Origin of the sequence: Thiosulfatihalobacter marinus (assembly GCF_016019955.1) — a bacterium.
In the GTDB taxonomy this organism is placed as follows: Bacteria; Pseudomonadota; Alphaproteobacteria; order Rhodobacterales; family Rhodobacteraceae; genus Shimia; species Shimia marinus_A.
On record NZ_JAECRZ010000003.1, the window covers coordinates 1 to 23,571 of the forward strand.

At 60.6% G+C, this 23,571-nt stretch carries 25 protein-coding genes, 1 tRNA gene and 1 pseudogene; 15 read left to right on the plus strand and 12 right to left on the minus strand.

Annotated elements, in window-relative coordinates; all coding sequences use genetic code 11:
- The 9 genes and pseudogenes from I3253_RS05255 to I3253_RS05295 all read left to right on the plus strand — a co-directional run.
- A pseudogene (locus I3253_RS05255) lies at window positions 1–274 on the plus strand (hypothetical protein); the annotation flags it as partial.
- Window positions 271–1,362, plus strand: coding sequence for a dihydrodipicolinate synthase family protein (locus tag I3253_RS05260; RefSeq protein WP_197916605.1), 1,092 nt, complete (start codon window positions 271–273; stop codon window positions 1,360–1,362). The pseudogene I3253_RS05255 and the gene I3253_RS05260, both read left to right, overlap by 4 nt.
- A 28-nt stretch (window positions 1,363–1,390) precedes the next feature.
- Window positions 1,391–2,446: an NAD-dependent epimerase/dehydratase family protein gene (locus I3253_RS05265; protein ID WP_197916606.1), complete on the plus strand. Its 1,056-nt coding sequence runs from the start codon at window positions 1,391–1,393 to the stop codon at window positions 2,444–2,446.
- 39 nt (window positions 2,447–2,485) lie between these two features.
- A complete protein-coding gene (locus I3253_RS05270; RefSeq protein WP_197916607.1) occupies window positions 2,486–3,238 on the plus strand; it encodes an ABC transporter permease in 753 nt (250 codons plus the stop codon).
- The gene (locus I3253_RS05275; RefSeq protein WP_197916608.1) at window positions 3,235–4,011 is read left to right on the plus strand and encodes an ABC transporter ATP-binding protein; all 777 of its coding nucleotides are present in this window, start codon (window positions 3,235–3,237) and stop codon (window positions 4,009–4,011) included. Before I3253_RS05270 ends, I3253_RS05275 begins: the two co-directional genes overlap by 4 nt.
- A gap of 34 nt (window positions 4,012–4,045) precedes the next feature.
- Window positions 4,046–5,026: an ABC transporter substrate-binding protein gene (locus I3253_RS05280; RefSeq protein WP_197916609.1), complete on the plus strand. Its 981-nt coding sequence runs from the start codon at window positions 4,046–4,048 to the stop codon at window positions 5,024–5,026.
- 63 nt (window positions 5,027–5,089) lie between these two features.
- Window positions 5,090–6,532, plus strand: a complete 1,443-nt coding sequence (locus I3253_RS05285; RefSeq protein WP_197916610.1) for an enolase-like domain-containing protein — start codon at window positions 5,090–5,092, stop codon at window positions 6,530–6,532.
- A 194-nt stretch (window positions 6,533–6,726) separates the two neighbouring features.
- Entirely contained in the window at window positions 6,727–7,431 is a 705-nt protein-coding gene (locus I3253_RS05290) for an IS6 family transposase (protein WP_197916611.1), read from the plus strand.
- 173 nt (window positions 7,432–7,604) lie between these two features.
- Complete coding sequence (locus I3253_RS05295) at window positions 7,605–8,048, plus strand: hypothetical protein (RefSeq protein ID WP_197916612.1); 444 nt, start codon at window positions 7,605–7,607, stop codon at window positions 8,046–8,048.
- Between the two features lie 123 nt (window positions 8,049–8,171).
- Here the strand turns inward: I3253_RS05295 and I3253_RS05300 are convergent.
- The 4 genes from I3253_RS05300 to I3253_RS05315 all read right to left on the minus strand — a co-directional run bounded on the left by I3253_RS05300 (window position 8,172) and on the right by I3253_RS05315 (window position 11,874).
- Window positions 8,172–8,248 (minus strand) — tRNA-Arg (locus tag I3253_RS05300).
- A gap of 60 nt (window positions 8,249–8,308) precedes the next feature.
- Window positions 8,309–9,697, minus strand: coding sequence for a sensor histidine kinase (locus I3253_RS05305; RefSeq protein ID WP_197916613.1), 1,389 nt, complete (start codon window positions 9,695–9,697; stop codon window positions 8,309–8,311).
- An 18-nt stretch (window positions 9,698–9,715) separates the two neighbouring features.
- Window positions 9,716–11,134 carry a dihydrolipoyl dehydrogenase family protein gene (locus tag I3253_RS05310; RefSeq protein WP_197916614.1) on the minus strand — a complete coding sequence of 473 codons (1,419 nt, stop codon included), beginning with the start codon at window positions 11,132–11,134 and terminating at the stop codon, window positions 9,716–9,718.
- A complete protein-coding gene (locus I3253_RS05315) occupies window positions 11,134–11,874 on the minus strand; it encodes a TVP38/TMEM64 family protein (protein ID WP_197916615.1) in 741 nt (246 codons plus the stop codon). Before I3253_RS05315 ends, I3253_RS05310 begins: the two co-directional genes overlap by 1 nt.
- A gap of 278 nt (window positions 11,875–12,152) precedes the next feature.
- On the opposite strand from I3253_RS05315, the gene rpmH reads away from it, so the two are divergent.
- From rpmH to I3253_RS05345, 6 genes are all read left to right on the plus strand, one after another.
- Window positions 12,153–12,287, plus strand: a complete 135-nt coding sequence (rpmH, locus tag I3253_RS05320) for a 50S ribosomal protein L34 (protein ID WP_005980833.1) — start codon at window positions 12,153–12,155, stop codon at window positions 12,285–12,287.
- 26 nt (window positions 12,288–12,313) lie between these two features.
- Window positions 12,314–12,736, plus strand: a complete 423-nt coding sequence (gene rnpA / locus I3253_RS05325) for a ribonuclease P protein component (protein WP_197916616.1) — start codon at window positions 12,314–12,316, stop codon at window positions 12,734–12,736.
- A 297-nt stretch (window positions 12,737–13,033) separates the two neighbouring features.
- Complete coding sequence (gene argB, locus I3253_RS05330) at window positions 13,034–13,897, plus strand: acetylglutamate kinase (protein ID WP_197916617.1); 864 nt, start codon at window positions 13,034–13,036, stop codon at window positions 13,895–13,897.
- Window positions 13,898–13,966: 69 nt separating this feature from the next.
- Window positions 13,967–14,761, plus strand: coding sequence for a sterol desaturase family protein (locus I3253_RS05335; protein ID WP_197916618.1), 795 nt, complete (start codon window positions 13,967–13,969; stop codon window positions 14,759–14,761).
- A complete protein-coding gene (locus I3253_RS05340; RefSeq protein ID WP_232272118.1) occupies window positions 14,698–15,417 on the plus strand; it encodes a ferredoxin in 720 nt (239 codons plus the stop codon). Before I3253_RS05335 ends, I3253_RS05340 begins: the two co-directional genes overlap by 64 nt.
- Complete coding sequence (locus I3253_RS05345; protein WP_197916620.1) at window positions 15,407–15,901, plus strand: SixA phosphatase family protein; 495 nt, start codon at window positions 15,407–15,409, stop codon at window positions 15,899–15,901. Before I3253_RS05340 ends, I3253_RS05345 begins: the two co-directional genes overlap by 11 nt.
- Window positions 15,902–15,971: 70 nt before the next feature.
- On the opposite strand, the gene I3253_RS05350 is transcribed toward I3253_RS05345, so the two are convergent.
- The 8 genes from I3253_RS05350 to crcB form a co-directional block, all read right to left on the minus strand.
- On the minus strand, window positions 15,972–16,763 hold the full coding sequence (locus tag I3253_RS05350) for an amino acid ABC transporter ATP-binding protein (RefSeq protein ID WP_269648061.1): 792 nt from the start codon (window positions 16,761–16,763) through the stop codon (window positions 15,972–15,974).
- A gap of 15 nt (window positions 16,764–16,778) precedes the next feature.
- Entirely contained in the window at window positions 16,779–18,080 is a 1,302-nt protein-coding gene (locus tag I3253_RS05355) for an amino acid ABC transporter permease (protein ID WP_197916621.1), read from the minus strand.
- A 1-nt stretch (window position 18,081) separates the two neighbouring features.
- Window positions 18,082–19,350, minus strand: a complete 1,269-nt coding sequence (locus tag I3253_RS05360) for an amino acid ABC transporter permease (RefSeq protein WP_197916622.1) — start codon at window positions 19,348–19,350, stop codon at window positions 18,082–18,084.
- A 135-nt stretch (window positions 19,351–19,485) separates the two neighbouring features.
- On the minus strand, window positions 19,486–20,502 hold the full coding sequence (locus I3253_RS05365; RefSeq protein WP_197916623.1) for an amino acid ABC transporter substrate-binding protein: 1,017 nt from the start codon (window positions 20,500–20,502) through the stop codon (window positions 19,486–19,488).
- A 202-nt stretch (window positions 20,503–20,704) separates the two neighbouring features.
- Window positions 20,705–21,415 (minus strand): ATP12 family chaperone protein, encoded by a 711-nt coding sequence (locus tag I3253_RS05370; protein WP_197916624.1) that lies wholly within the window; start codon window positions 21,413–21,415, stop codon window positions 20,705–20,707.
- 4 nt (window positions 21,416–21,419) lie between these two features.
- Window positions 21,420–22,094: an HAD-IA family hydrolase gene (locus tag I3253_RS05375; protein WP_197916625.1), complete on the minus strand. Its 675-nt coding sequence runs from the start codon at window positions 22,092–22,094 to the stop codon at window positions 21,420–21,422.
- Window positions 22,091–23,134 (minus strand): RluA family pseudouridine synthase, encoded by a 1,044-nt coding sequence (locus tag I3253_RS05380; RefSeq protein WP_197916626.1) that lies wholly within the window; start codon window positions 23,132–23,134, stop codon window positions 22,091–22,093. Before I3253_RS05380 ends, I3253_RS05375 begins: the two co-directional genes overlap by 4 nt.
- Window positions 23,131–23,508, minus strand: a complete 378-nt coding sequence (gene crcB / locus I3253_RS05385; RefSeq protein WP_197916627.1) for a fluoride efflux transporter CrcB — start codon at window positions 23,506–23,508, stop codon at window positions 23,131–23,133. Before crcB ends, I3253_RS05380 begins: the two co-directional genes overlap by 4 nt.
- Between the last annotated feature and the right edge of the window lie 63 nt (window positions 23,509–23,571).

Sequence of the window (23,571 nt, forward strand, 5' to 3'; positions counted from 1 at the left end):
AAATTGGCGGCATGAAAACCAACCCGGATACACCTTAGATCAGCCGCTGAGCTGTCCGAAAAACCGGGACCACTTCATCGTGACAGAGCGAGCCGTTTTCAACTGCGCCGCAGACGGATTGGAACTGGTCGAAATTGCGCCCGGCATCGACCTGCAAACCCAGATTCTTGACCTTATGGACTTTGCTCCGGTCAGAATTGCCGACCCGCTTCCATGCATGGACGCGGCGCATTTTGTCAAACCGGACCAGACCGAGGAGCGTGCAAGCGCATGAATGTTGCAGACCTACCCACCGAAACGCTGACCCTTTTGCGAAAAGGCACGGCTCTGCCGGCGCACCCGTTGCTGTTGGACGAAAACCGCCAGTTGGACGTGGAACGTCAAAGCGCCGTAACCCGGTACTACATGGATGCTGGCGCAGGAGGAGTGGCCGTCGGCGTTCACACGACGCAGTTTGCGATCCGCGAGGTGGGTCTCTACGAGCCGGTTCTGCGCCTGGCCTCGGAAACCGCACGGGATTGGACCGACGAGCCCAAAGTGTTGGTGGCCGGTGTGACGGGCAAGACCGATCAGGCCATCAAGGAAGCGCAGATTGCCCGTGGCTGTGGCTATCACGCGGCCCTTTTGAACCTCGCCCGAATGAAGGGCACTAACGAGGCCGAAATTCTCGAACATTGCCGTGCTGTGGCTGCGGTAATGCCCCTCATCGGGTTCGCCCTGTTGCCCGAAGTGGGCGGGTTCCATCTGTCCTATGACTTCTGGAAAAACTTTGTCCGGATCGAAAACGTGATCGCCATCAAGATGGCGCCGTTCGATAGATATCGCACCATCGAGATTGTGCGCGCAGTCTTTGACGCCGGTGCCGAGGATCGTGTCACGCTTTACACTGGGAATGATGACCACATTATACTCGATCTGATCCAACCCTTTGTCGTGCGGTCGCTGGATGGAAAAAGCGAAAAGCGCGCCCGTATTCGCGGAGGCTTGCTGGGTCACTGGAGTGTTTGGGTTTGGAAATCTGTCAAGATGCTCCAACGCATTCACGCCATTCCCGACGGCGCCGACATTCCTGAAGATTTACTGGCGCTCGACAGTGCTGTCACCGATTGCAACCTTGCCATCTATGACGCTCTCAACGACCTGAGAGGTTGCATTCCCGGTTGCCTTGAGGTGCTGCGCCGTCAAGGGCTGGCGCGAAACACGCTCTGCCTTGACCCGGCAGAAACTCTCAGCCCAGGACAAATGCAGCAAATCGATCGTGTCTGCGCAATGTACCCCGAGATGAATGACGACGTGTTCGTGAAAATCAATCTTGAGCGGTGGCTGAGTGGCGATCAAGACGCGCACCCACTGGTTGCCTGACAAAGAATTCTGGGAGGAATCCAAACAAATGAACGAAGCAATTCAAACTCTGCATCCCGACCTGTTTCCGGATGTGTTCCGCGACGTTGAGCACCTTGAGGACTTCATGTCGATCCCAACGCAAGGGGTCATTGACGATCTGAACAGGCTGGACGGAGACATCATGATCCTTGGCGTCGGCGGCAAGATCGGCGTGACAATGGCGCGCATGGCCAAGAAAGCCTGCCCTGACAAGCGTGTGATCGGTGTGTCCCGCTTTTCCGAGGAAGGCGTGCAGGAGAGGCTGAACGACTGGGGGATCGAAACGATTGTTTGTGACCTTCTGGATCGTGACGCGGTGAACGCGCTGCCCAAGGTCAAGAACGTCATCTACATGGCCGGGCTCAAATTCGACTATCGCGGGCGCGAAGATTTCCTGTGGGCGATGAATACGATCGCCCCCCAGATCACCGCCGAAGCCTTCAAGGACAGCCGGTTGGTCACCTTCTCAACAATCCATGTCTATCCATGGTCCAACCCGCTGCATGGCGGCGTGACCGAAGCCGACCTGCCGATGGCGCGACCCGGCGAATACGCCAATTCGGTGGTGGGTCGCGAACGCACGTTCGAGCATTTCTCAAAGAAGTACGGAACACCCGGTCGCACCATGCGGTTCGTCTATGCCATCGATCCGCGTTACGGGGTCATGCAGGAAATTGCCAGTTGGGTGAACGAGGGCAAACCGGTCCCGCTCGACACTGGCCATGTCAACACCATGTGGCAGGGTGATGCGAACGCGCAGTTCTTGCGAATGTTGGCCAACACCACCGTACCCGCCAGCCCGATCAACGTCGGCGGTCCGGAAACCGTATCCGTGCGCTATCTCGCCCGCCGTTTCGGCGAGGCGCTGGGCAAGGAACCGGTGTTCACCGGCGTGGAGCAGGACAACTGCCTGCTGGTGAACTGCGATAAGGCCAATGGGCTGATGGGCAATCCGGTGGTGCCGATGGATCCGATGATCCGCTGGGTCGCAGACTGGGTAAAGACCGGCAAGCCCGTGCATGGCAAGCCATCCAAGTTCGAGGTGCGTTCAGGTGAGTTTTGATCGCCTGACCCCACGCACTCAAACGTCAAGGAGAACGTCATGACCGGACGAGGTTACCTGTACGCCGTTGCCGCCCATGTCGGGTTTATCCTGTTCTGGCAGCTGATGGTTATCGTGGCGGATGTGCCAAGCTACATCCTGCCATCGCCGCTCGAAACGATCGCTGAAATCACTGACAGCTCCTACAACTGGTGGACCCACACTTGGGTAACCACGTTGGAGATATTCGGCGGCTACACCATGGCCATCGTTGTTGGTGTCGCGCTGGCCGTGTTGTTTGTCTGGGTTCCGGGACTGAATGCGTCGTTGATGCCGCTTCTGGTGACGCTGAACATGGTGCCCAAGGTGGCGATGGCCCCGTTGTTCATCATCTGGTTCAGCTACGGCATCGTGCCCAACATGATCATCGCTTTCACGATCTGTTTCTTTCCGATCGTGCTGACCACCTATCGCGGGTTGGTCGAGGTCGAACCGGACCTGATCAACCTTGTCAAGGCGCTCAAGGCAAACCGCTGGCAGATTTTCATCAAGATCCAGTTGCCCGGCTCTCTGCCCTACCTGTTTTCGGGCATGAAGGTGGCGGCGATCCTTGCGGTGGCAGGCGCGGTCGTGGGTGAGTTCATCGCCTCTGAGAAGGGCTTGGGCAACTTCCTGTTGATCCAGCAGAACGCACTGAACACCTCGGCCATGATGATGGCGCTCCTGTTGATCACCGCAATCGGCATGGCGCTCTACGGCTTCGTGATTGCACTCGAATACATCTTCATCACGCGCAAGGGGATCAAGACATGAGCAAGATGGACCAAGAGCCTTTCGTCAAACTCGAAGGCGTCAAAAAGATCTTCAAGGTAGGCGACAAGGAGTTTCTGGCCGTTCAGGATGTAACGCTGGATGTGCGGGAAGGCGAACTGGTGTCGATTGTCGGGCCGTCGGGATGTGGCAAGTCCACGATCCTGTCGATCCTGTCGGAACTGCATCCCGCCACGGAAGGCAAGGTTCAGATCGGCAACGAGATGTCACCGTTCACGCCGGGCAAGGACATCGGCATGGTGTTTCAAAAGGCGCTTCTGCTCAAGTGGCGCACCATTTCTGACAACGTGCTGCTACCGGCTGAAATCCTCGGTCTGCCGATCAAGGAAAGCCGCGAACGGGCTCGTGATTTGATCGAAATGGTGGGCTTGGGCAAGTTTGCCGATGCCTTCCCCCAACAGCTTTCTGGGGGAATGCAGCAGAGGGCGTCGATTGCACGCGCATTGGTGCATGATCCGCGCCTGATCCTGATGGACGAGCCCTTCGGCGCACTGGACGCACTGACCCGCGAGCGAATGAACCTCGAGCTTTTGCGGATCTGGAAGGAAAGCCGCAAGACGATCCTGTTTGTCACCCACGGCATTCAGGAGGCGGTGTTTCTGGGCAGCCAGGTCGCGGTGATGACCTCCGGCCCGGCCCGGATGGCTGCACATTTTGACATCGATCTGCCGGAACCCAGAACGCTGGACGTCAAAACGACCGAGAAATTCGGGGCGTACACCAAAGAAATCTACCATCTGCTCGGAATGGACTGAGCAACACTCAACGCAGTCTCTAAGGGAGGAAACCATGAGGAATTCTACAAAACTGCTTGTCGCAACCGCATTAGCGGGCGTCACAGGCGCTGCCGCTCAGGCCGAGGACCTGAGCCTGCAACTGAACTGGAAGGCAGGCGGTGACCACGCGCCAATCTACTATGCGCTGCAACAGGGCTGGTATGCAGACGCCGGTGTTGATCTGGAGGTCCGTCAGGGTTCGGGGTCGGGCGCTGCCGCCAAGGCGCTGGACGTCGGGCAGGCCGAACTGGCGATCATCGACACGCCGACAGCCCTGCAATTCCTAGGCAAGGGGAGCAAGATGAAAGGCATCTTTGTCGCCTATAACGACAATGCCGCCGGGATTTATTGGAAGAAGAGCTCGGGCATCAACGGTGTCCAGGACCTGAAAGGAAAGAAGATCGGCGCCCCGGCCTTTGATGCCGCCCGCCAGATGTGGGTGCCGATCTCGCAGGCCATCGGTCTTCAGCCGGATGATGTCGAATGGGTCAACCTGCAACCCACGGCCAAGGTCGCGGCGCTTCAGTCCGGCTCAATCGACGCGACGACGCATTTCTACTCGGTGCATTTCATCTATGAAGACATTTTCGGCGATGATCTGGGTTACGCCCTGCTGCGTGACGAAGGCATGAACAATTACGGCCTTGCCTACTGGGCCAGCGATGACGCGCTCGCGGCCAAGGCCGAAGCGATCGAGGCAATGGTCAAGGTCACCCAGAAGGCTTTTGCATTCTGCCTTGAGACACCGGCACCCTGCGCGGCAGCATTGTCAGAGGCCGTCAGCCTCAAACTGTCCGATGCCGAGCGCCAGTTCGAATATGCCGCCCGCGTGATGCCCGGAGTTGGCAACACCCTTGCCATCGGCGAATGGGACGGCGGTCGCCTTTCAGCGGACTATAAGGTGGTTCAGGAGGCATACGGGCTGGACGATCTCGACACGTCTTCGGTCTTTACCAACGCCTATATCGACACATCGGTCCACTATCCGAAGTAAGCCGGATAAAAGACCGGATTATCCCCCGGTCGAAAGGTCGGGGGGTCTTTTATGGGTAGTAACATGTCTGAATTCCAGTTCGCCGTTGACGAGATTGTTCAGTATGAACGGCCGGTGACATTTCGAATGCCCTTCCGCTATGGGGTGGTGACCCTGTCTGAAGCGCCGGAATCCTACGTGCGCGTGCGCATCACGACGCGTGACGGCAAGTCGTTTTTTGGCTACGCCGCCGACCTGATGGCGCCAAAGTGGTTCGACAAGTCGCCCGAACTCTCCGATGCCGACAACCACGACCAACTGCGCCTTTCGGTTGCCATCGCGGCACAGCATTGTCTGGATCATGGCGGCCACGCTTCGGCCTTTGCCTACCACGCGGCGATTGAGGCTGACCATCATCGGGCATGTGCGCGGCGGGGGCTTCCGGGGCTGGTTGCAGGCTTTGGTCTTGCCCAGATCGATCGCGCCATTCTGGATGCCTGTTGCCGGGCATGGGATGTGCCTTTTGCAAGGGCCATCAACGGCAACCTGCCCGGAATTGACACCGCCACGGCACCCGATCTTGCCGGGTTCGACATGCCGGGTTTCCTGCGCTCGTTGCACCCCAGGGAAAACATGGTCCTGCGCCACACAATTGGCCTGACTGACGCCATCGAAAAAAGCGACTTGCCATCTGACGCACCAGACGACCGTTTGCCCAGCAGCCTGGAAGAAAATTGCGTATTCTACGGCCTGGGAGCCTTCAAGATCAAGCTCAGCGGCGATATTCCGGCCGACATTGACCGGCTGGCCCGGATCGCATCCGTGCTGGAGCGCCGGTCGTCGGACTATTTCTGCACGCTTGACGGGAATGAGCAGTTTGACGGGCCGGAAGAATTCGACGCCTTCTGGAAGATCGCAAGTTCCGACGGGCGGCTATCGCGGATTATGTCGTCGGTGCAGATCGTCGAGCAACCCATCGCCCGAAAATCGGCCCTTTCTGTGCCGCTGGGAAAACTGGGCCGGTCAATGGCCTGCGAAATAGACGAGTCTGATTCAGACATCGACGCCTTTCCCGCAGCCCGTGAACTGGGCTATCGGGGCATCTCGAGCAAGTCCTGCAAGGGTGTCTACCGGTCATTGCTCAATCGGGCGAGAGTCGAGTTCTGGAACAGCGTCGAAAAGGATGCCGGGTATTTCATGTCCGCCGAGGACCTTTCGACGCAGGCCGGGTTGGCACTCCAGCAGGATCTGGCGCTGGCGGGAATGATCGGCTGTACGCATATAGAGCGGAACGGGCACCAATATGGCGACGGTCTTTCGGGCGCCCCATCGGCGTGGCGTGAGGCGTTGTTGAACTCCCATGGCGACCTCTATCGAAACGGCGGAAACCGGCTATTGCTGCATATCGACACGGGGGCGTTCTCATTTGGCTCTGTCAACCTTGCCGGATACGGCACGGGACTGCAGCCGGCGACTTTGACCGATCATCTGCCGATCACGCAGTGTTTCAGCAAAGTCGCTGAATAAGGGAATGATCGGAAGAAACCAGACGCGAAAGGGTAGAGCGGTCAAGGGCGGTCAGATCGTCCTTCACCCCTTTGCGACTGAAACCCGTGGATGCGTACGGTGGACACATTCCGAGAGAACCGGCTTCTTTGGCACTTGGTCTTGTCAGAGGGACGGCGCTTGAGGGGGTTAGATTGGTTTCGTAGCGTCGCCTCATGACAAAGAAACCGCCGTTCCGCTACTTTCGCACTTCGCCCGAGATCATCCGCCTGGCGGTGATGATGCATGTCCGGTTTCCACTGTCGCTCAGGAACGTGGAAGACTTGCTCCACGAGCGCGGCATCGACGTGAGCCACGAAGCCGTCCGATTTTGGTGGCACAGGTTCGGGCCGATGTTCGCCAACGAGATCAGAAAACGACGTGTCGAGGGGATGAAGTCAAACCGCTGGCGCTGGCATCTGGACGAGATGTTTGTGAAGATCAAGGGCGAGCGTCATTACCTTTGGCGGGTCGTTGATCACGAGGGTGAGGTTCTAGAGAGCTATGTCACGAAGAAACGTGACAAGAAGGTCGCGCTGAAATTTCTAAGGAAAGCAATGCGCAAGCACGGTCAGCCGGAGGCAATCGTTACTGACCGGCTCAGGTCGTATGGCGCTGCTCTGAAAGAGATTGGTGCGGGCCATCGCCAGGAAACGGGGCGCTGGCTGAACAACCGCGCTGAGAATTCGCATCTGCCGTTCCGACGACGGGAGTGGACGATGTTGCGCTTTCGGCAAATGCGAAGTTTGCAGAAATTCGCCGCCGTCCACGCCTCGGTCCTAAACCTGTTCAACTCGGAGCGCAGCCTATCCTCCAGACCAGATTTCAAGCTGAACCGCGCCGCTGCTCTCGCAGAGTGGCGCGGCCTCTGCGCCGAATAAGGGGCAGTTTTCCTGCCCTTGGTGAGACTGGTTCGAATTGGTCTGGCAGCACCGCCACCTAGCATAAGTCATTGACTTGTAAGGTGGGAATTGCATGTTGCACAGGGGCATATAAGGTACGTGGTGTGCCACACCAACCATCAGGAAGGACGGACTGGCGAAGAGGCGTTGACATGAGCAACCTCGAACAGCCTCGCGGCAAGGGCTTCTCCCTGCGTATCAAGACGCCTGATGCGCTGGTCGGTACGACCAATCTCTGGACGTGCAAGCCCTTCGGCAAGACCCTGAAGCTCGGATTGAACACCCGCAGACATGCTGACGCGGTGCGTATCCGGGACGTTCGGATCGGTCAGCTGCGGCAGCTGGAAACAGAGGCCACAGCCGCGGCGGGCCGCTCCAACATCGGAGGGAACATCGACGTGCCACCCGAGAGCGCCAGAGAGTGGTCAGATCTACGCGCGGAAGACGGCGGCAAGTACGGCCATGTCCTGACCGGACCAGTTGGACAGCGCAGCTCGTGCGGGCCACCCAAAAGAGGCCCAGCTCTTTGCCGATGTCGTACTGAACCATCCGTCATTTTCAACCGCAGAGGTGAAGCCTCAACCGAAAGGGAATGAAAATACGACAGAATACGACATTTCGCCGTCCTGAAATGCCCCGAAACATCCCGGACTGACCTACAGGAAAGTCACTGAAATCAGGCGTTTGTCCCGATATGTCCCGAATTGCCCTGGAAAAAATGGCGCTCTGGGGAGGATTCGAACCCCCGACCCCTTGATTCGTAGTCAAGTACTCTATCCAGCTGAGCTACCAGAGCGCGGTGGAGTGGGATTTAGTCTGATCGCGGGGGGTATGCAAGGGCAAAAAGCAAGAAAAGTCAGCCCCCCACCACATCCCCCTTCGGCAGGCAGATTTCAAATCGCGTACCCTGAGGGCCGGTACTTTTCAATGTCAGCGTTCCACCATGCCCCCGCACCACTTCTGCCGAAATGGCCAGACCAAGGCCCGATCCCCCCTTGCGCGCGCCCCCCTGGAAAGGCCGGAACAAATACTCCTGCGCCCGTGGCGGCAAGCCCGGCCCCGTATCGCGCACCTCGATAAACCAGGCCGCTTCATTCTCGCGCCCGGTCACGGATATCTCTCCGGGCACACCGCTGGACACGATGGCCTGGCGCGCATTGCGCACCAGATTGGTCAGAACGCGATAAAGCTGTTCCGGGTCGGCCCGCACCATCAACCCGACGGGAACATCTTCGGCAAAGCTCAGATCGTATTCGCCCACGGCCAGTCGTTCGCTTTCGATCACATCCGAAACGATATCGGCCAGGGGCAGCCGGGTCAGGCGCGGGGCCGGCTCTTCCGCCTTGCCAAATGCCAGAGTCGACTCGCACAGATGAACCGCCCGCGTGATCGAATTCACCAGCTTGGGCGCCAGGCGGCGCACAAGCGGATCCTCACTGGCCTCGATCCGGTCGGTGAACAGCTGCGCCGAAGTCAGGATATTGCGCAGATCGTGGCTCACCTTGGCCACGGCACCGCCCAGCTGCGCCAGGCGCTCTTTCTGGCGAAGCGCCGCTGTCAGCTCGGTCTGCATGCTCTGCAAGGCCTCCTCGGCCTCGCGCAGTTCCCGCACCCCTGCCGTCGGATGTATGATCCGGCGCGCGTCCTCGGGCGCCGCGGCGTAGGATTTCATGTAGCCCACAACGCCCTTGATCGGCCGCACAAGAATCGCACGTACCGCCAGGAACAACAAAAACGCGGTAAAGACCGAGATCACGGCCGACAGGATCAGGATACGTATACCATAATCCAGCATCGACTCGCGCAGCCCGGCCGTGTTCATCGTCACTTCGATCAACAGCCCTGCCTCGCGCACCGGTGCACCGATCACCCGGATAACCCTGTCCCGACGGTCGAACAACTGCATCATCGCATCGCGGATCAACTGCATGGCGCCCGCATTGCGCATGTCATAGGTTGCGTGAATCGGGCTGGGTATCGGCGAACTCAGCATCAGTTGGCGCATCTCGTCGCGCAACAGAACGACGTTGAAAACCTCCGCATTCTGCAACAGCTCGGTTTCCAGCGCCGCGTCGATCATGTCATCCGCCAACAAGGCCAACGAGGCGATCTGCGCCCGCTCCAGCCGCGACAGAAGATAATCCTCACGATACCGCGCCACCGACGGCACAAAGATCAGCACCTCGGCCAGCATCACGAAGATGACAGTCAGGATCAGAAATCGGCCTGAAAGTGAATTGAGCATCTGTTGCCTGTCTGCGGTTCAGGGCCACCAGCGCTGCACCAGCCTGACCACCCGTTTCACTTTAGGATTATCAAACAGTTGGGGAGAGAAATAGGCCCCTGCAACCCGCTTGTTGATTTCACCCACCGTCGGATAGGGCGAAACCATGCCTGCAACGGCCGACATTTTCAGCCCATTGGCCATCACCAGCGCCCACAGGTTGATCAGTTCACCCGCCTGCGGCCCCACGATCGAAACGCCCACGGGCCGCCCTCTGACCACCATCACCTTGATCAGGCCCGCCGCCCGGCGCTCGGCAATCAGCCGGTCGTTATGCGCAAAATCAAACCGCGCCACCCGCAGCCTGTCGCCGTGAATGCCGCGCGCCTGCGCCTCGCTCAGCCCGATCTGTGCCAGCTCCGGATCGGTATATGTCGCATGGGGAATGTGATCCTCGCGCGCCCTGGCCGGCAGCCCGAAAAGCACCGAACGGAGGATCACCCCCGCCTGATACCCCGCCACATGGGTAAACTGCATCCCCCCGGCCACATCGCCAATTGCGTAAACCCGCCGGTTGGTGGTGCGCAGACGCGCATCCACCCGGATACCGGTGCGCGCGGTCCTGATCCCGGCCGCCTCAAGGTTCAGCATGTCGGTATTGGCCCTGCGCCCCACCGCCATCAACAGGTGCGATCCGCTGAAGGCCCGCCCATCTGCGGTCGTGACCGTGATCACCCCGTCTTTCCGGCTGACCTGCGCCGCCATCGCGCCTTCGGCAATCTCCACGCCCTCCGCGCGCACCGCATCCAGAACAATCGCCGCCATCTCCGGGTCATCCTTGCCCAGCGCCCGCTCTCCCTCGATCACCGTCACCTTGCAACCCAGCCGCATATGCGCCTGCGCCATCTCCATGCCGATTGGCCCGCCCCCGATGATCAGCAGATGGTCGGGCTTGTCCGTCAGCGCGAACAGGGTCTCGTTGGTCAGATAGGGCACATCCTCCAGCCCCGGTATCGGCGGCACCAGCGGGCTTGACCCGGTCGCGATCACCACCCGGCGCGCCGTGATCCTGTGTTCCCCGGCCTCCACCACGCGCGGGCTGACAAACCGGCCATACGCCCGGATCACCCGCACGCCCAGCCCCTCGAACCGTGCCTGGCTGTCAACCGGCGCAATCTGCGCGATCACCCCGGCCACATGCGCCTTGGCCGCCGCATAATCCACCTGGGGGTCCACCGGCGCCACGCCAAACACCGCGCTCTGCGCCTGGCCATGCGCCGCCCTGGCGCTGGCAATCAGCGCCTTTGACGGCACACATCCCCAGTTCAGGCAATCGCCGCCCATCTCGCGCCCTTCAAGCAACACCACATCGGCGCCCATCTGCACGGCCCCCGCCGCCACCGATAACCCGCCCGAACCGGCGCCGATAACCAACAGGTCGGTCCTGATCTCCTGCATCACAGCGCCTCCCGCCCGCGCACCGCCCGGATCAGCATCGGCAGCGCCGCCAGCGCGCACAGCGCCAGAATCGGCAACAACACCTTCGGTTCAAAGATCACCCCCAGATCCGGCGTTTCGCCACGGGCGAACACCTCGCCCAGCCCGGCCCCGACAGACGTATAGACCAACCCGCCCGGAATGATCCCCAGTGCCGTTGTCACCACGAACCGCCACAAACGTACCCCCACCAGCGCGGGTACCAGGTTGGCCACGAAAAACGGCACCAGCGGCACCAGCCGGATCAGGAACAGCATCGACCACTGATTGTCATCAATGCCCTGCTTGATCGCCTTGACCCGCCCCTGCGACGCATCCATCCGCGCCGCCAGCCGCTCCCCCAGCCCCCAGCGCGCCGCCAGAAAGATCACCACCGCCCCGATCGTCGCCGCACCGACGTTGAACACCACGCCCGGAAACGTGCCAAACAGAAACCCCCCGGTCAGCGTCGCCACCGTGGCGCCGGGCAGCGAAAACCCCACAATCACCACATATATCGCCATAAAGGCCGCCACCGTGCCAAGGTAATGCGCATCCCTGTAGGCCATCAGCTTTTCGCGATGGGTGTTCAGCATCTCGAAACTCAGCACGTCGCGCAGGGTAAATGCCCCCACCAAGCCCACCAGCAGAATCGCCATCAGCGGCAATGCGCGGGTCCAGCCCGACTTGCCTGTGCCACCCGCATCGTTCACATCCGTCATCTTTCATCCATGTTGCCCAGCCCGAACCAACATGCGCCAGCCCGCCTTCGAACAACAGCCAACTCACGGCTCCTTGATCGCAAATGCCGGATTTCGTGAAGAATTCGCCCCCCCGCCCGACAACTGAAACAATCCCGCCCCGCCACCCTTGCTTTTTTGTCGCAAAACCGCCATCTGCCGTTTGACTTATCCCCGGCACCCGCCTATAGACCGGGCTTCGAAATAGCACATGGGCCCGCGATTCCGCGCCGGGCGCCCGATAGTACGGAGACGGAGCGATGAAACGCACCTACCAACCCTCGAACCTGGTTCGCAAACGCCGCCACGGCTTCCGCGCGCGCATGGCCACCAAGGCAGGCCGCAAGATCCTGAACGCGCGCCGCGCCCGTGGCCGCAAGTCGCTAAGCGCTTAAGCGCCCCGACACCGTATCTGACGGACATGACACCGCCGGAGGCCCCCGATACTGGCATCGCCAGCGCAGGGGACACGCCCCCGGCGGTTTCCGTTTGTCTCAAGGTTCTCACCCGGCGCCGCGATTTCCTCGCCGCCGCCCGCGCCCGCAAACAGGGCAGCAAGGCGATGATGGTTCAGGCCCGCCCCCGCAAGCCGGACGAAGACGTGCCCGCCGATGTTATCCGCGTCGGCTTCACCTGCTCCAAGAAAGTCGGCAACGCCGTGGCCCGCAACCGGGCCAAACGGCGCCTGCGCGAAATCGCCCGCCTGGTACTGCCCATCCACGGCAAACCCGGCTGGGACTATGTGCTGATCGGCCGCGCCGGTGAAACCGCCAAACGCGATTTCATCGCCCTGCAATCCGATCTGAAACACGCCCTGCACAATCTCCACACACCGCGTCCCTGAACGCTCCCCCATCCTTCATTTTGCCAAAAATACTCCGGGGGAGTCGCCCACAGGCGACGGGGGCAGCGCCCCCGCCCCGCGTCGCAACACCCCCGCCCGCCGTGTTAAGACCGGTCCCCGGCCCCTCCCGCACCAACGCAATACCGACGTAATACCGACGTTGCGCCGCTCCCCGATTCCCATGAAAACCAGCGCGTTAACCGCGATTCGCCTAAATTCGCCCACCGCGACGACAACGCACCCTTGGCAGGCTTGCGTCAAAACGCTAACAACGCTGTCCAAAGAGGTCAGCCGGAAATGAAGAAGCAAGTCATGAATCGCGACTGGATCGCCACTGCCCGCACTCTCTCCCAGGCGCTACCCTATTTGCAGCGCTACACCGGCGCCATTGTCGTCATCAAGCTCGGCGGACACGCCATGGGCAGCGACGAAGCAATGGACGATTTTGCCCGCGACGTGGTGCTGATGCGCCAGGTCGGAGTAAATCCGGTGATCGTGCATGGCGGCGGGCCCATGATCAACGCGATGCTGGAACGTCTTGATATTCAATCGGAATTCGTCAACGGCAAACGCGTCACCGATACCGCCACCGTCGAGGTCGTCGAAATGGTCCTCTCCGGTCTCGTCAACAAACGCATCGTGCAGGCGATCAATCGTCAGGGCGGCAAGGCCGTGGGCCTGTCGGGCAAGGACGCGAATCTGATGGTCTGTGACCAGACCAACCCCGATCTTGGCTTTGTCGGCACCCCGGCTGAAATGAACCCCGGCCTGCTGCACGACCTGTTCGGCAATGACACCATCCCCGTGATCGCCCCGCTGGGCGCCGGGCGCAATGGCGAAACCTTCAATGTCAACGGCGACACCGCCGCCGGCGCCATCGCCGCCGCCCTCAAGGCCGACCGCCTGCTTCTTCTGACTGATGTCGCCGGTGTCAAGAACGCTGCCGGAGATGTCATGACAGAGTTGAAATCCCAACAAATCCGGGATCTTACGACAGAGGGCGTGATAGCCGGAGGAATGATCCCCAAGACCGAAACCGCGCTGGCCGCGATCGACGGCGGCGTGCGCGCCGTGGTGATCCTGGACGGGCGCGCCCCGAATGCCTGCCTCCTGGAACTGTTTACCGAACATGGTGCCGGCTCGCTGATCCGCGCCGACTGACGGCCGGGGCTTTTAATATTCCGCAAAAGGAATATATAGGATGCACCTGTTGCATCCGAAAGGCCCGGTATGGAAAACGAAGCCCTGATCCGTCTGTCCGTCTTTGGCGGCCTGTTCGTGCTCTTCGCCCTGATCGAAACCCTGGCACCGCGCCGCACCCGCAGCCAAACCCGCAAGCGGCGCTGGCTAACCAACTGGGTCATTTCACTTCTCGATACAGCCACGTTGCGGCTGCTCGCTTTTGCCATGCCCGCGCTGGCCGTCGGGGCGGCGGTCGATGCTTCGCAACAGGGATGGGGACTGTTCAACCAGATCGCGCTTCCCGGTGCTCTTGAACTGGCGCTGGCGGTTCTGATCTTCGATTTTGCCATTTGGCTTCAACACCTTGTCACCCACAAGATCCCGCTTCTGTGGCGCCTGCATCGCGTGCATCATGCCGATCGCGACATTGATGTGACCACCGCGATCCGGTTTCATCCGGTTGAAATCGCCCTGTCCATGCTGCTGAAAATTGGCCTTGTCTACTTGCTTGGGCCCTCCGCGCTTGCCATCATCCTGTTCGAGATCATCCTGAACGGGACCGCCATGTTCAACCACGCCAATATCAGGCTGCCCCTGGGCCTGGACCGCGCGCTGCGCCTTGTCCTTGTCACCCCCGACATGCACCGCGTCCACCACTCGGTCCACCGGCACGAACATGACAGCAATTACGGCTTTGCCCTGTCGATCTGGGATCGCCTGTTTGGCACCTACACGGCCCAGCCCGCAGACGGGCACGAGGGCATGACCATCGGCCTTGAATGGCAGGACGAACGCCCCGCGCGGCTGGGCTGGAGCCTGGCCCTGCCGTTCCGGCGCAAGTGAGCTATGCGCTGGTCTCCCGCGCGGCCCAGGCGCAGGCGCTTGATATCCTTGGGGGATTTCACCCGGAAACGGATGAGAAACAGCTTGAGGGTTTTGGCACAGTTCTCCTTTTGGGGCCGCGCGAACCCGGTTTTTGGGGCAGTTTCACCCAATCCCGCGAATATCGCGATGGCACACCCAACCCGATGGACCGCTGGTCCGCCCGTGTGCTGACGGGGCTGGCCGTCGCCTTCAATGCCCAGCCCTTTTTCCCGTTCGGTGGCCCGCCCTATCGACCGTTCTATCAATGGGCCTTGCGCACCGGGCGCTGCCATCCTTCGCCGATATCGCTTTTGGTGCATGACAATGCCGGTCTTTTCGTCAGCTTTCGCGGCGCTCTGGCCCTGCAACAACGGCTGGACCTGCCGCCCGCCCCGCCCAATCCCTGTTCCGCCTGCACGCGAAAACCCTGTCAATCCGCCTGTCCGGTCAGCGCCTTTGAAAACGGCACCTACGCCGTCAACAAATGCCAGGCGTATCTCGCCCAACCGCAGGGGGCCGCCTGCATGTCACAGGGCTGTGCCGCCCGCCGCGCTTGCCCGGTCTCGGCCACCTATGGCAGGGTGGCGGCGCAATCCGCCCTCCATATGCAGGCTTTCTTAACCAATGGCGCTTAGTCTCATCCTCGTTCGTCACGCAAAATCAAGCTGGGACACGCCGGCACTTTCCGATCACGACCGCCCCCTGAACAAACGCGGCCGGGCGTCTGCCCGCGCCATTGGCGACTGGCTGCGCAAGGAAAACCTGCTCCCGGACCAGATTTTGACATCGACGGCGCAACGGACGCTGGAAACCTGTGCCCTCATGGGAATGGGCACCACACCACAGGCCGACCGCTCCCTGTATCTTGCAGGCGCGGACACCATGTTGCGCGCCCTGCGACAGGCCTCTGGTCAATGCGTCATGCTGCTGGGCCACAATCCCGGCATCGGCGAGTTTGCGGAACGGCTGGCAACAGCCCTGCCCGCGCATCCGCGTTTTCTCGATTATCCGACAGGCGCCACCACCCTGTTCAAATTCGGTCCGGACGGCTGGAAAGATGTCGCATTCGGGTCGGGAAAGGTGAAAAGTTTCGTTATTCCCAGAGAGTTGCTCGAATAGGAAAAGGCGGGGTAATCCCCGCCCATCCCGAATTGCGTAGGTGAAAGGCGCAGGGCATCCTGCGCCCTGATCAATGGCCCAGGATCTGGCTGAGAAACAGCTTGGTCCGCTCGCTCTTGGGATTGTTGAAGAACTCTTCCGGTTCATTCTGTTCCACGATCTGCCCGGCATCCATAAAGATCACGCGGTTCGCCACCTGACGGGCAAAGCCCATCTCGTGGGTCACGCACAGCATGGTCATACCCTCTTCGGCAAGCTCGATCATGGTGTCCAGAACTTCCTTGATCATCTCGGGATCAAGCGCGGATGTCGGCTCGTCAAACAGCATGATCTTGGGCCTCATGCACAGGCTGCGCGCAATCGCGACCCGCTGCTGCTGCCCCCCTGAAAGCTGACCGGGATATTTGTCGGCCTGCTCGGGGATCTTCACCTTTTCCAGAAAATGCATCGCCGTTTCCTCGGCCTCCTTGCGGGGCGTCTTGCGCACCCAGATCGGGGCCAGCGTGCAGTTTTCCAGAATGGTCAGGTGCGGGAACAGGTTGAAATGCTGAAAGCACATGCCAACCTCGGACCGGATCTTGTCGATATTCTTCAAATCGCTGGTCAGTTCGGTTCCGTCCACCACAATCTTGCCCGACTGGTGCTCTTCCAGCCGGTTGATGCAGCGGATCAAGGTCGATTTCCCCGAGCCCGAAGGCCCGGCAATCACGATCCTTTCGCCTTCATTGACGGTCAGGTTGATGTCGCGCAGCACGTGAAAAGAGCCGAACCACTTGTTCATGTTAGAGATTTCAACCGCAACATCGTCCGAGACATGCATCTTGGAGCGGTCGATTTGACGGTCGGTCATAAGTTCAGACATTTGCAGAACTCCTTCTTAGTGACCTGTATGAAGCTTGCGCTCCAGGTACATGGAATAGCGGGACATGGAGAAGCACACGATGAAGAACAGGAATGCGATGAACGCGAACAGTTCCCAATAGATGCCGTTCCATGCGGTGTCGGCCCGGATCGCGTTGGACAGCCCGATCACATCAAACAGCCCGATGATCGACACAAGGGTGGTATCCTTGAAGATGCCGATAAAGGTGCTTACGATGCCCGGGATCGAGATTTTCAACGCCTGGGGCATGATGATCAGCCGTTGCGCCTGCCAATAGTTGAGGCCCAGCGAATCGGCCCCCTCGTACTGGCCCTTGGGCAGGGCGGCAAGACCACCCCGGATCACCTCGGCCATATAGGCTGCGGCAAACAGGGTCATCATGATCATCACCCGCAGGATGATGTCAAAATTGGTGCCGGGCGGCAGGAACAGGTTCAGCAAAAGGGACGCCACGAACAACAGCGTGATCAGCGGCACACCCCGGATGAACTCGATGAACCCGACACACAGGGCTTTGACAATCAACAGATCCGATTGCCGCCCCAACGCCAGCACAATGCCTATTGGCAATGAGCAGCCGATCGCGACAATCCCCAACAGCACCGCCAGCATGAAACCGCCGAACTGACGGCTTTCCACGCTTTCGATGCCAATCGGGATAATGCCCTGGATCGCACCAGCAACGGTCCCTGCCAACGCGAACCACCACAGAATCGGCAGCACGACCGCCCCGATCACAGCGACAAGCGACCCGGCCACCGGCACCAGAACACGATAGGCAAGATAGCCGATACCAAACCCGGCAGCTGCCATCAGCGGACCCCAGATCGACCCACCCCAAAGCAGCCAGGGCATGACAAATGGGTACACCGCTGTCACATACCAAAGCTGGCGCGGCGCCTGGTCTGAAAACAAGACCGGGGCCATTGCAATCAATGTCACCACAAGGGTCAGGTTGACCCGCCAGTAAAGGTCGCTTGGATAGAACCCGTACAGCAGTTGCAGCCAGCGTTCATTCACCACGCCCCAGCAGGCATGACCCTCGGTGCTTCCCCAGGTTGCTATGAATATCTCGCGGCATTCATTCAGCGAATCCGCGTTCCAGGCCGATTGGAAGATCCAGGGCAATATCCCCGAAAGCACGTAATAGACGAACGCCAGCGATACCACAGTCAGGATCGAGTTGAACCATCCCGAAAACAGGTTCTCGCGCAGCCAGCCGATCACGCCAACCGTTGTGGCTGGCGGGTGCTGTTCCGGCAGCATCTCGGTGCGGACAAAAGCTTGATTACTCATCTTATCTCTCCACCAATGCGACGCGCTTGTTGTACCAGTTCATGACCGCCGAGATACTCAGCGAAATCAGCAGGTAGCAGGCCATGAGCAACAGAACGCCCTCAAGCTCGCGCCCGGTCTGGTTCATCGTGATCCCGCCCAGCGTGCCGGTGATGTCCATATACCCCACGGCAATGGCCAGCGACGAGTTCTTGGTCAGGTTCAGATAGTTCGAGATCATCGGCGGAATGATGACCCGCAGCGCCTGTGGCAGGATCACCAGGCGCATCGTCTTGCCCGGCCGCAGCCCCAGCGCACCGGCGGCTTCGGTCTGACCGTGGCTGATGGCCAGGATGCCGCCACGCACAATCTCGGCGATGAAAGCCGCCGTATACAGCGACAACGCCAGCCAAAGCGCGATGAGCGAATTACGCATATGCGTGCCGCCCTGAAAGTTGAAACCTTTCAGCGCCGGGTAGCCCAGGTGGAACCCAAGCAGTGTCAGCAGAGCGATCATCGGCACAAAGAATATGGCCAGGTTGACATGCCACGTCTTGGGCCGGACGCCGGTCGCAGCCTGGATGCGGGCCGCACGGGCCGTCACTTTGCGAATGGCAAAAATGCTCGCCGCCAGAACAATCAGGATCGCCACCAGATCAAGCGAAACGTCAAAGCGCAGCGAGGAATCGCCGAACAGGTGAATATTGCCCAGACTGTTGGAAAACAGCGGCTCGGGGATATATACACCGCGGTTGGTGATCGCCACGGTATCGAAGAAACTCAGTGTCGCCTCGGGGTTTTCGCCCCGGAAGTCGCGCGGCGCCGGCAGGCTTTCGATCAGGATCGCCATGGCCAGAACGATCCACAACAGCACAGGCACGTTGCGGAACACTTCGACATAGACCGTCATGATCTTTGCCACCAGCCAGTTCTTGCTCAGACGCAGGACGCCGACAAGAACGCCGATGATGGTTGCGGTGATACAGCCAAGAACGGCCACCACAATCGTGTTGATCAGGCCGATAAAGGCCGCCCGCAAATGCGTATCACGGCTGTTGTAATCCAGCAGGCGCTGGTTGATGTCATAGCTGGCTGGTTCGCCGAGAAAGCCCAGGTCAATCGGCTTGCCCAGCGTTGCAAGGTTCACGATCGTGTTGTTGATCAGCCAGGCTGCCAGCAACATGAATCCCAGCATCGCAACCGCCTGGATCGTCAGGGAACGATACCGGGTGTCATAGATCAGCATAGACAGCCGGAACGACTCCTTGGGAGGGTCGGTCAAAGTGGTCATTTGGATACTTCCCCGTTACTCGGCCTATTGTTTTTTTGCGGCGCTCAGGGCGCCTTGGCCGAAGTCTTGGTGTGACTTGGTCACGCAATGCGAGAAGGGCGCGAGGTGTTCCCCGCGCCCTTCTGTTCTTGGTTCTTACCGGAAGGGCGGCGAGTAGATCAGGCCACCGTTGGTCCACTGGGCGTTCAGCCCGCGCGCCAGGCCGATCGGAGTGCTTTCACCGATGTTCTTCTCGAACAGTTCGCCATAGTTGCCACCGGCCATGATTGCGTTCTTGGCCCAGTCGGCCGACAGGCCAAGCTGCTCGCCCAGGTTGCCTTCGCTACCCAGCATACGGTTGATTTCCGGGTTGTCGGTGCCCATGGACATCTCTGAGATATTGGCCGAGGTCACGCCCAGCTCTTCGGCTGCGATCAGCGCGTTCAGAGTCCAGCGCACCACGTCACCCCACTCGTTGTCGCCGTGGCGGACCAGCGGGCCCAGCGGCTCTTTCGAGATGATTTCGGGCAGAAGCACGTGATCACCGGGATTTTCAAAGGTCGCGCGGGTTGCCGCGAGGCCCGAAGCATCGGTGGTGTACACGTCACAGGCACCGGCCAGGTACTGCTGTTGCGCTTCGGCGTTGGTTTCGATCGGCACCGGCTCATAGCTGATATTGTTGGAGCGGAAGAAATCGGCCAGGTTCAGCTCGGTGGTGGTGCCGGTCTGGATGCACACGGTCGCGCCGTCCAGTTCCTTGGCCGAGGACACGCCCAGTTCCTTGGGAACCATAAAGCCCTGACCGTCATAGTAGTTCACGCCGACGAATTCGAACTTCAGGTCCACATCGCGCGAGAATGTCCAGGTGGTGTTCCGGGCCAGCATGTCGATTTCACCCGACGCCAGCGCGGTGAAGCGTGTCTTGCCGGTGGTGGGCACGAATTCCACGGCTTTCGGATCGCCCAGCACTGCGGCGGCAACCGCGCGGCACACACCCACGTCAAAACCGTTCCACTCGCCATTGGCATCCGGTGCAGCAAAACCGACAAGGCCGGTGGTCACACCACAGTTCAGCTTGCCGCGCGCCTTGATGTCGTCAACGGTCCCGGCGGCAGCTGCGCCAGCGACCAGGCCCGCTACAGTCAGCGCGCCAAAAAATACGGATTTCTTCATTTTTACCTCTTCCTGATGTCCCGCCCTTCCCTGGGCGGCGTTTCGGCCTTCATCAGCCGTATCAGAGGCACAGGGAATTGGTCCCCACGCACCCCATGCTCCAATGTGGTCGGATTCATTCGAAAACGTCAAGTGCCCCATCACCGTTTTCAATCATTGTTTATCTGGTGGCAGGGACGGCGCAAGTAACGGACAATTCAGGCTATTTCTGCGACATTTTGTGAAAGCGATGGGCGTGCAGAAATGCCTGCCGCTTGACTTCCGCCATCTCCGACGCCTCTTCGTCGACGCCCCACAGCTCTTCCTGCCAGGTTTCGTCGATTCTGGAAACCCGCCACAATTCTTCGATCGGCAAGTGATCCAGGGTCGCGGCGAAACCGATGATCAACGATCCCGAAAGGCTGACAAGATCATGAAATGCCGCCAATTCGAAGTTGTTCAGCCCATGGACCCGGCGCCGCAGCACATCCAGCGCCGCCCTGTCCTGGGGATGGTGCATCACACCGGACACCGCCGCCAGACGCGCGCCAAGCGCGGTCTCGGCCCAGTCCAACAACGGATCCCAGTTCGCCGCCTGGCGCGCGACAAGCTCTGCCGGGGTCGTCGCGCGATAGCACAACAGGTCGCTGCCTCCGTATTCGGCCAGCATATCCGCCACATCCGCGTGCTGGACCGCCACCTTGTCAATCGCGGCATTGGCCGATCGTGTGAAGGGCATCGATCGCGGATCAACCTCGCCTTGCTGCGCGTCCCATTCCTGCGCAATCGCGCCCGCCATTTGCGCGCCCGGCACAACCAGCGGCGCCTTGGCCGGTGTGCGCAGCGCCCGCCCGTCCAGATGCACGGCAAACCCGCCGCCCTCGGACACCACGGATGTCTCTTTCCAGAACCGTTTCCTGGCCCAACCGCTCATTGCGTTATCCCCATACCGTTGCCAATGCGCCCTCCAGCGCGTCGAAACTGTCGATCAGCACATCCGCCCCCACAAGAGTCGCCGGATCGTGATAGCCCCAGCTTACCCCGATCGCCGGGATGCCTGCCGCGCACGCCATCTCCATGTCATAGCTTGTATCGCCCACCATCACCGCATCACGCGCGGCCACGCCGGTTTCCGCCAGCGCCGCGTGCAACATGGCGGGATGGGGCTTGGACGGGTGGTGATCGGCAACCTGCCGGGTCACGAACATCCGCTCCAGCCCATGCCCCTGCAACAGCTTGTCCAGACCGCGCCGCGACTTACCCGTCGCCACACCCAGCAGAATGTGATCCATCCTCTGCAACCGTCGCAGCGCCTCGGCGGCACCGGGATAAAGCGGCGAGGATTGCCGTGTTCCGACGGCCTCGCGCCGGGTCATGTAACTGTGCTTGTAGCCGTCCACCAGCCTGTTCAGTGTGGCCGCATCCGCCCCGGGCGCCAGCCGTGCCATCGCCACGTCCAGCGACAACCCGACAATCCCCAGAACCGCCTCGCGTTCCGGCATCTCGGCACCCACAGCCGCGAAAGCCGCCGCCATGGCACCCAGGATGTCCGCCTGGCTGTCTACCAGCGTTCCGTCCACGTCAAACACCACCAGCCGCAGCGCTGCCGTCATTGCAACCCCTCGAACGGGTCTTCCGCGGCCATGTCTGCGGTCCACTGGAACGTATCGAACGTGTGCGACATATGCGCGGGCAGCGGGGCGTCCACGGTGATCAGCTTTTTCGTGACCGGGTGCTCGAACTGCATCCGGCGCGCATGAAGGTGCAGCTTGTTCGAGATGATCCCGCCCAGCTGCGCGCCCCAGCCATCGCCCATGTTGTCCTGGCCCGATCCACCGTATTTTCCATCCCCGATGATCGGATGCCCGATCTCGGCCATATGCGCGCGCAACTGATGCGTGCGCCCGGTGATCGGCTCCATCGCCACCCAGGCCGCCCGGCTGGCGACCCGGTACAACGTGGCATATTGGGTGATCGCCCGCTTGGCCCCCGGCGTCGATTCCACGTCGCGCGGATGCACGCAATGCATCTTTTCACCCTCGCCGCGCTTTCCGTGTCCCGGCGCCTTGACCAGCCCATACTTGATCTCACCCAGATACGGCGTTGGCACACCGGCCACCACGGCCCAGTAGATCTTGCGGGTTTCGCGATGCCGGATCGCCGCAGTCAGCGCCGCCGCCATCTGCCGCGTGCGCGCCAGAAGCAGCACCCCGGACGTGTCCTTGTCCAGCCGATGCACCAGACGCGGCTTTTCCTCCAGACCAAAGCAAAGCGCCTCGGCCAACCCGTCGACATGTTTCTTCTGCTTGCTGCCACCCTGGGTCGGCAAACCCGGCGGTTTGTTCAGCGCAATGATGTGATCGTCGCGAAAAATCACACAATCCCGAATCATCCGCGCATCCGCCTCGGACACATGCGTCCTTATCATCGTGGGCTGAGACCCCGGCGCGGGCAAAGGCGGAATGCGCACCTGCTGGCCCGGGCTCAACCGCGCCGAGGCCTTGACCCGCCCGCCATCAACACGGATTTCGCCCTTGCGGCACATTTTCTCGATCAGGCCCTGGCTGACATGCGGAAACACCCGCCGGAACCAGCGATCAAGCCGCTGATCCGCATCCCCCGGCCCCACGGTAATTGTCTGTACCTGGCTCATGCGTACACCGCCCGCGCCATCATCAGTCCCGCCGCCAACGCAGCGACCGACCCGACAACGCTGACCATCACATAAACCGCCGCCGCCGTTATCTGGCCACGTTCGATCAGGGTCACAGTCTCCAAAGAAAACGCCGAGAACGTGGTGAACCCGCCCAACAGCCCGGTCATCACCAGCGGCGAGTAATGGGTCAGCCCGCGATGCGCCGCCGCCACCACGAACGCCCCCATCAGAAACGACCCGATGACATTCACCGTGATGATCGCCAAGGGAAACCCGGTTCCCAACAGGCGCACCACACCCAGCCCCACGACAAATCGCAGGCTGGCACCCACGGCTCCGCCAAAGGCCACATATATAAGGCTTTGCAACATGCCCGCGTCTGTCGCGCGCCACCACGCGGATGTCAAGCTCGCCGAATTCTTCATTTTGCCCGA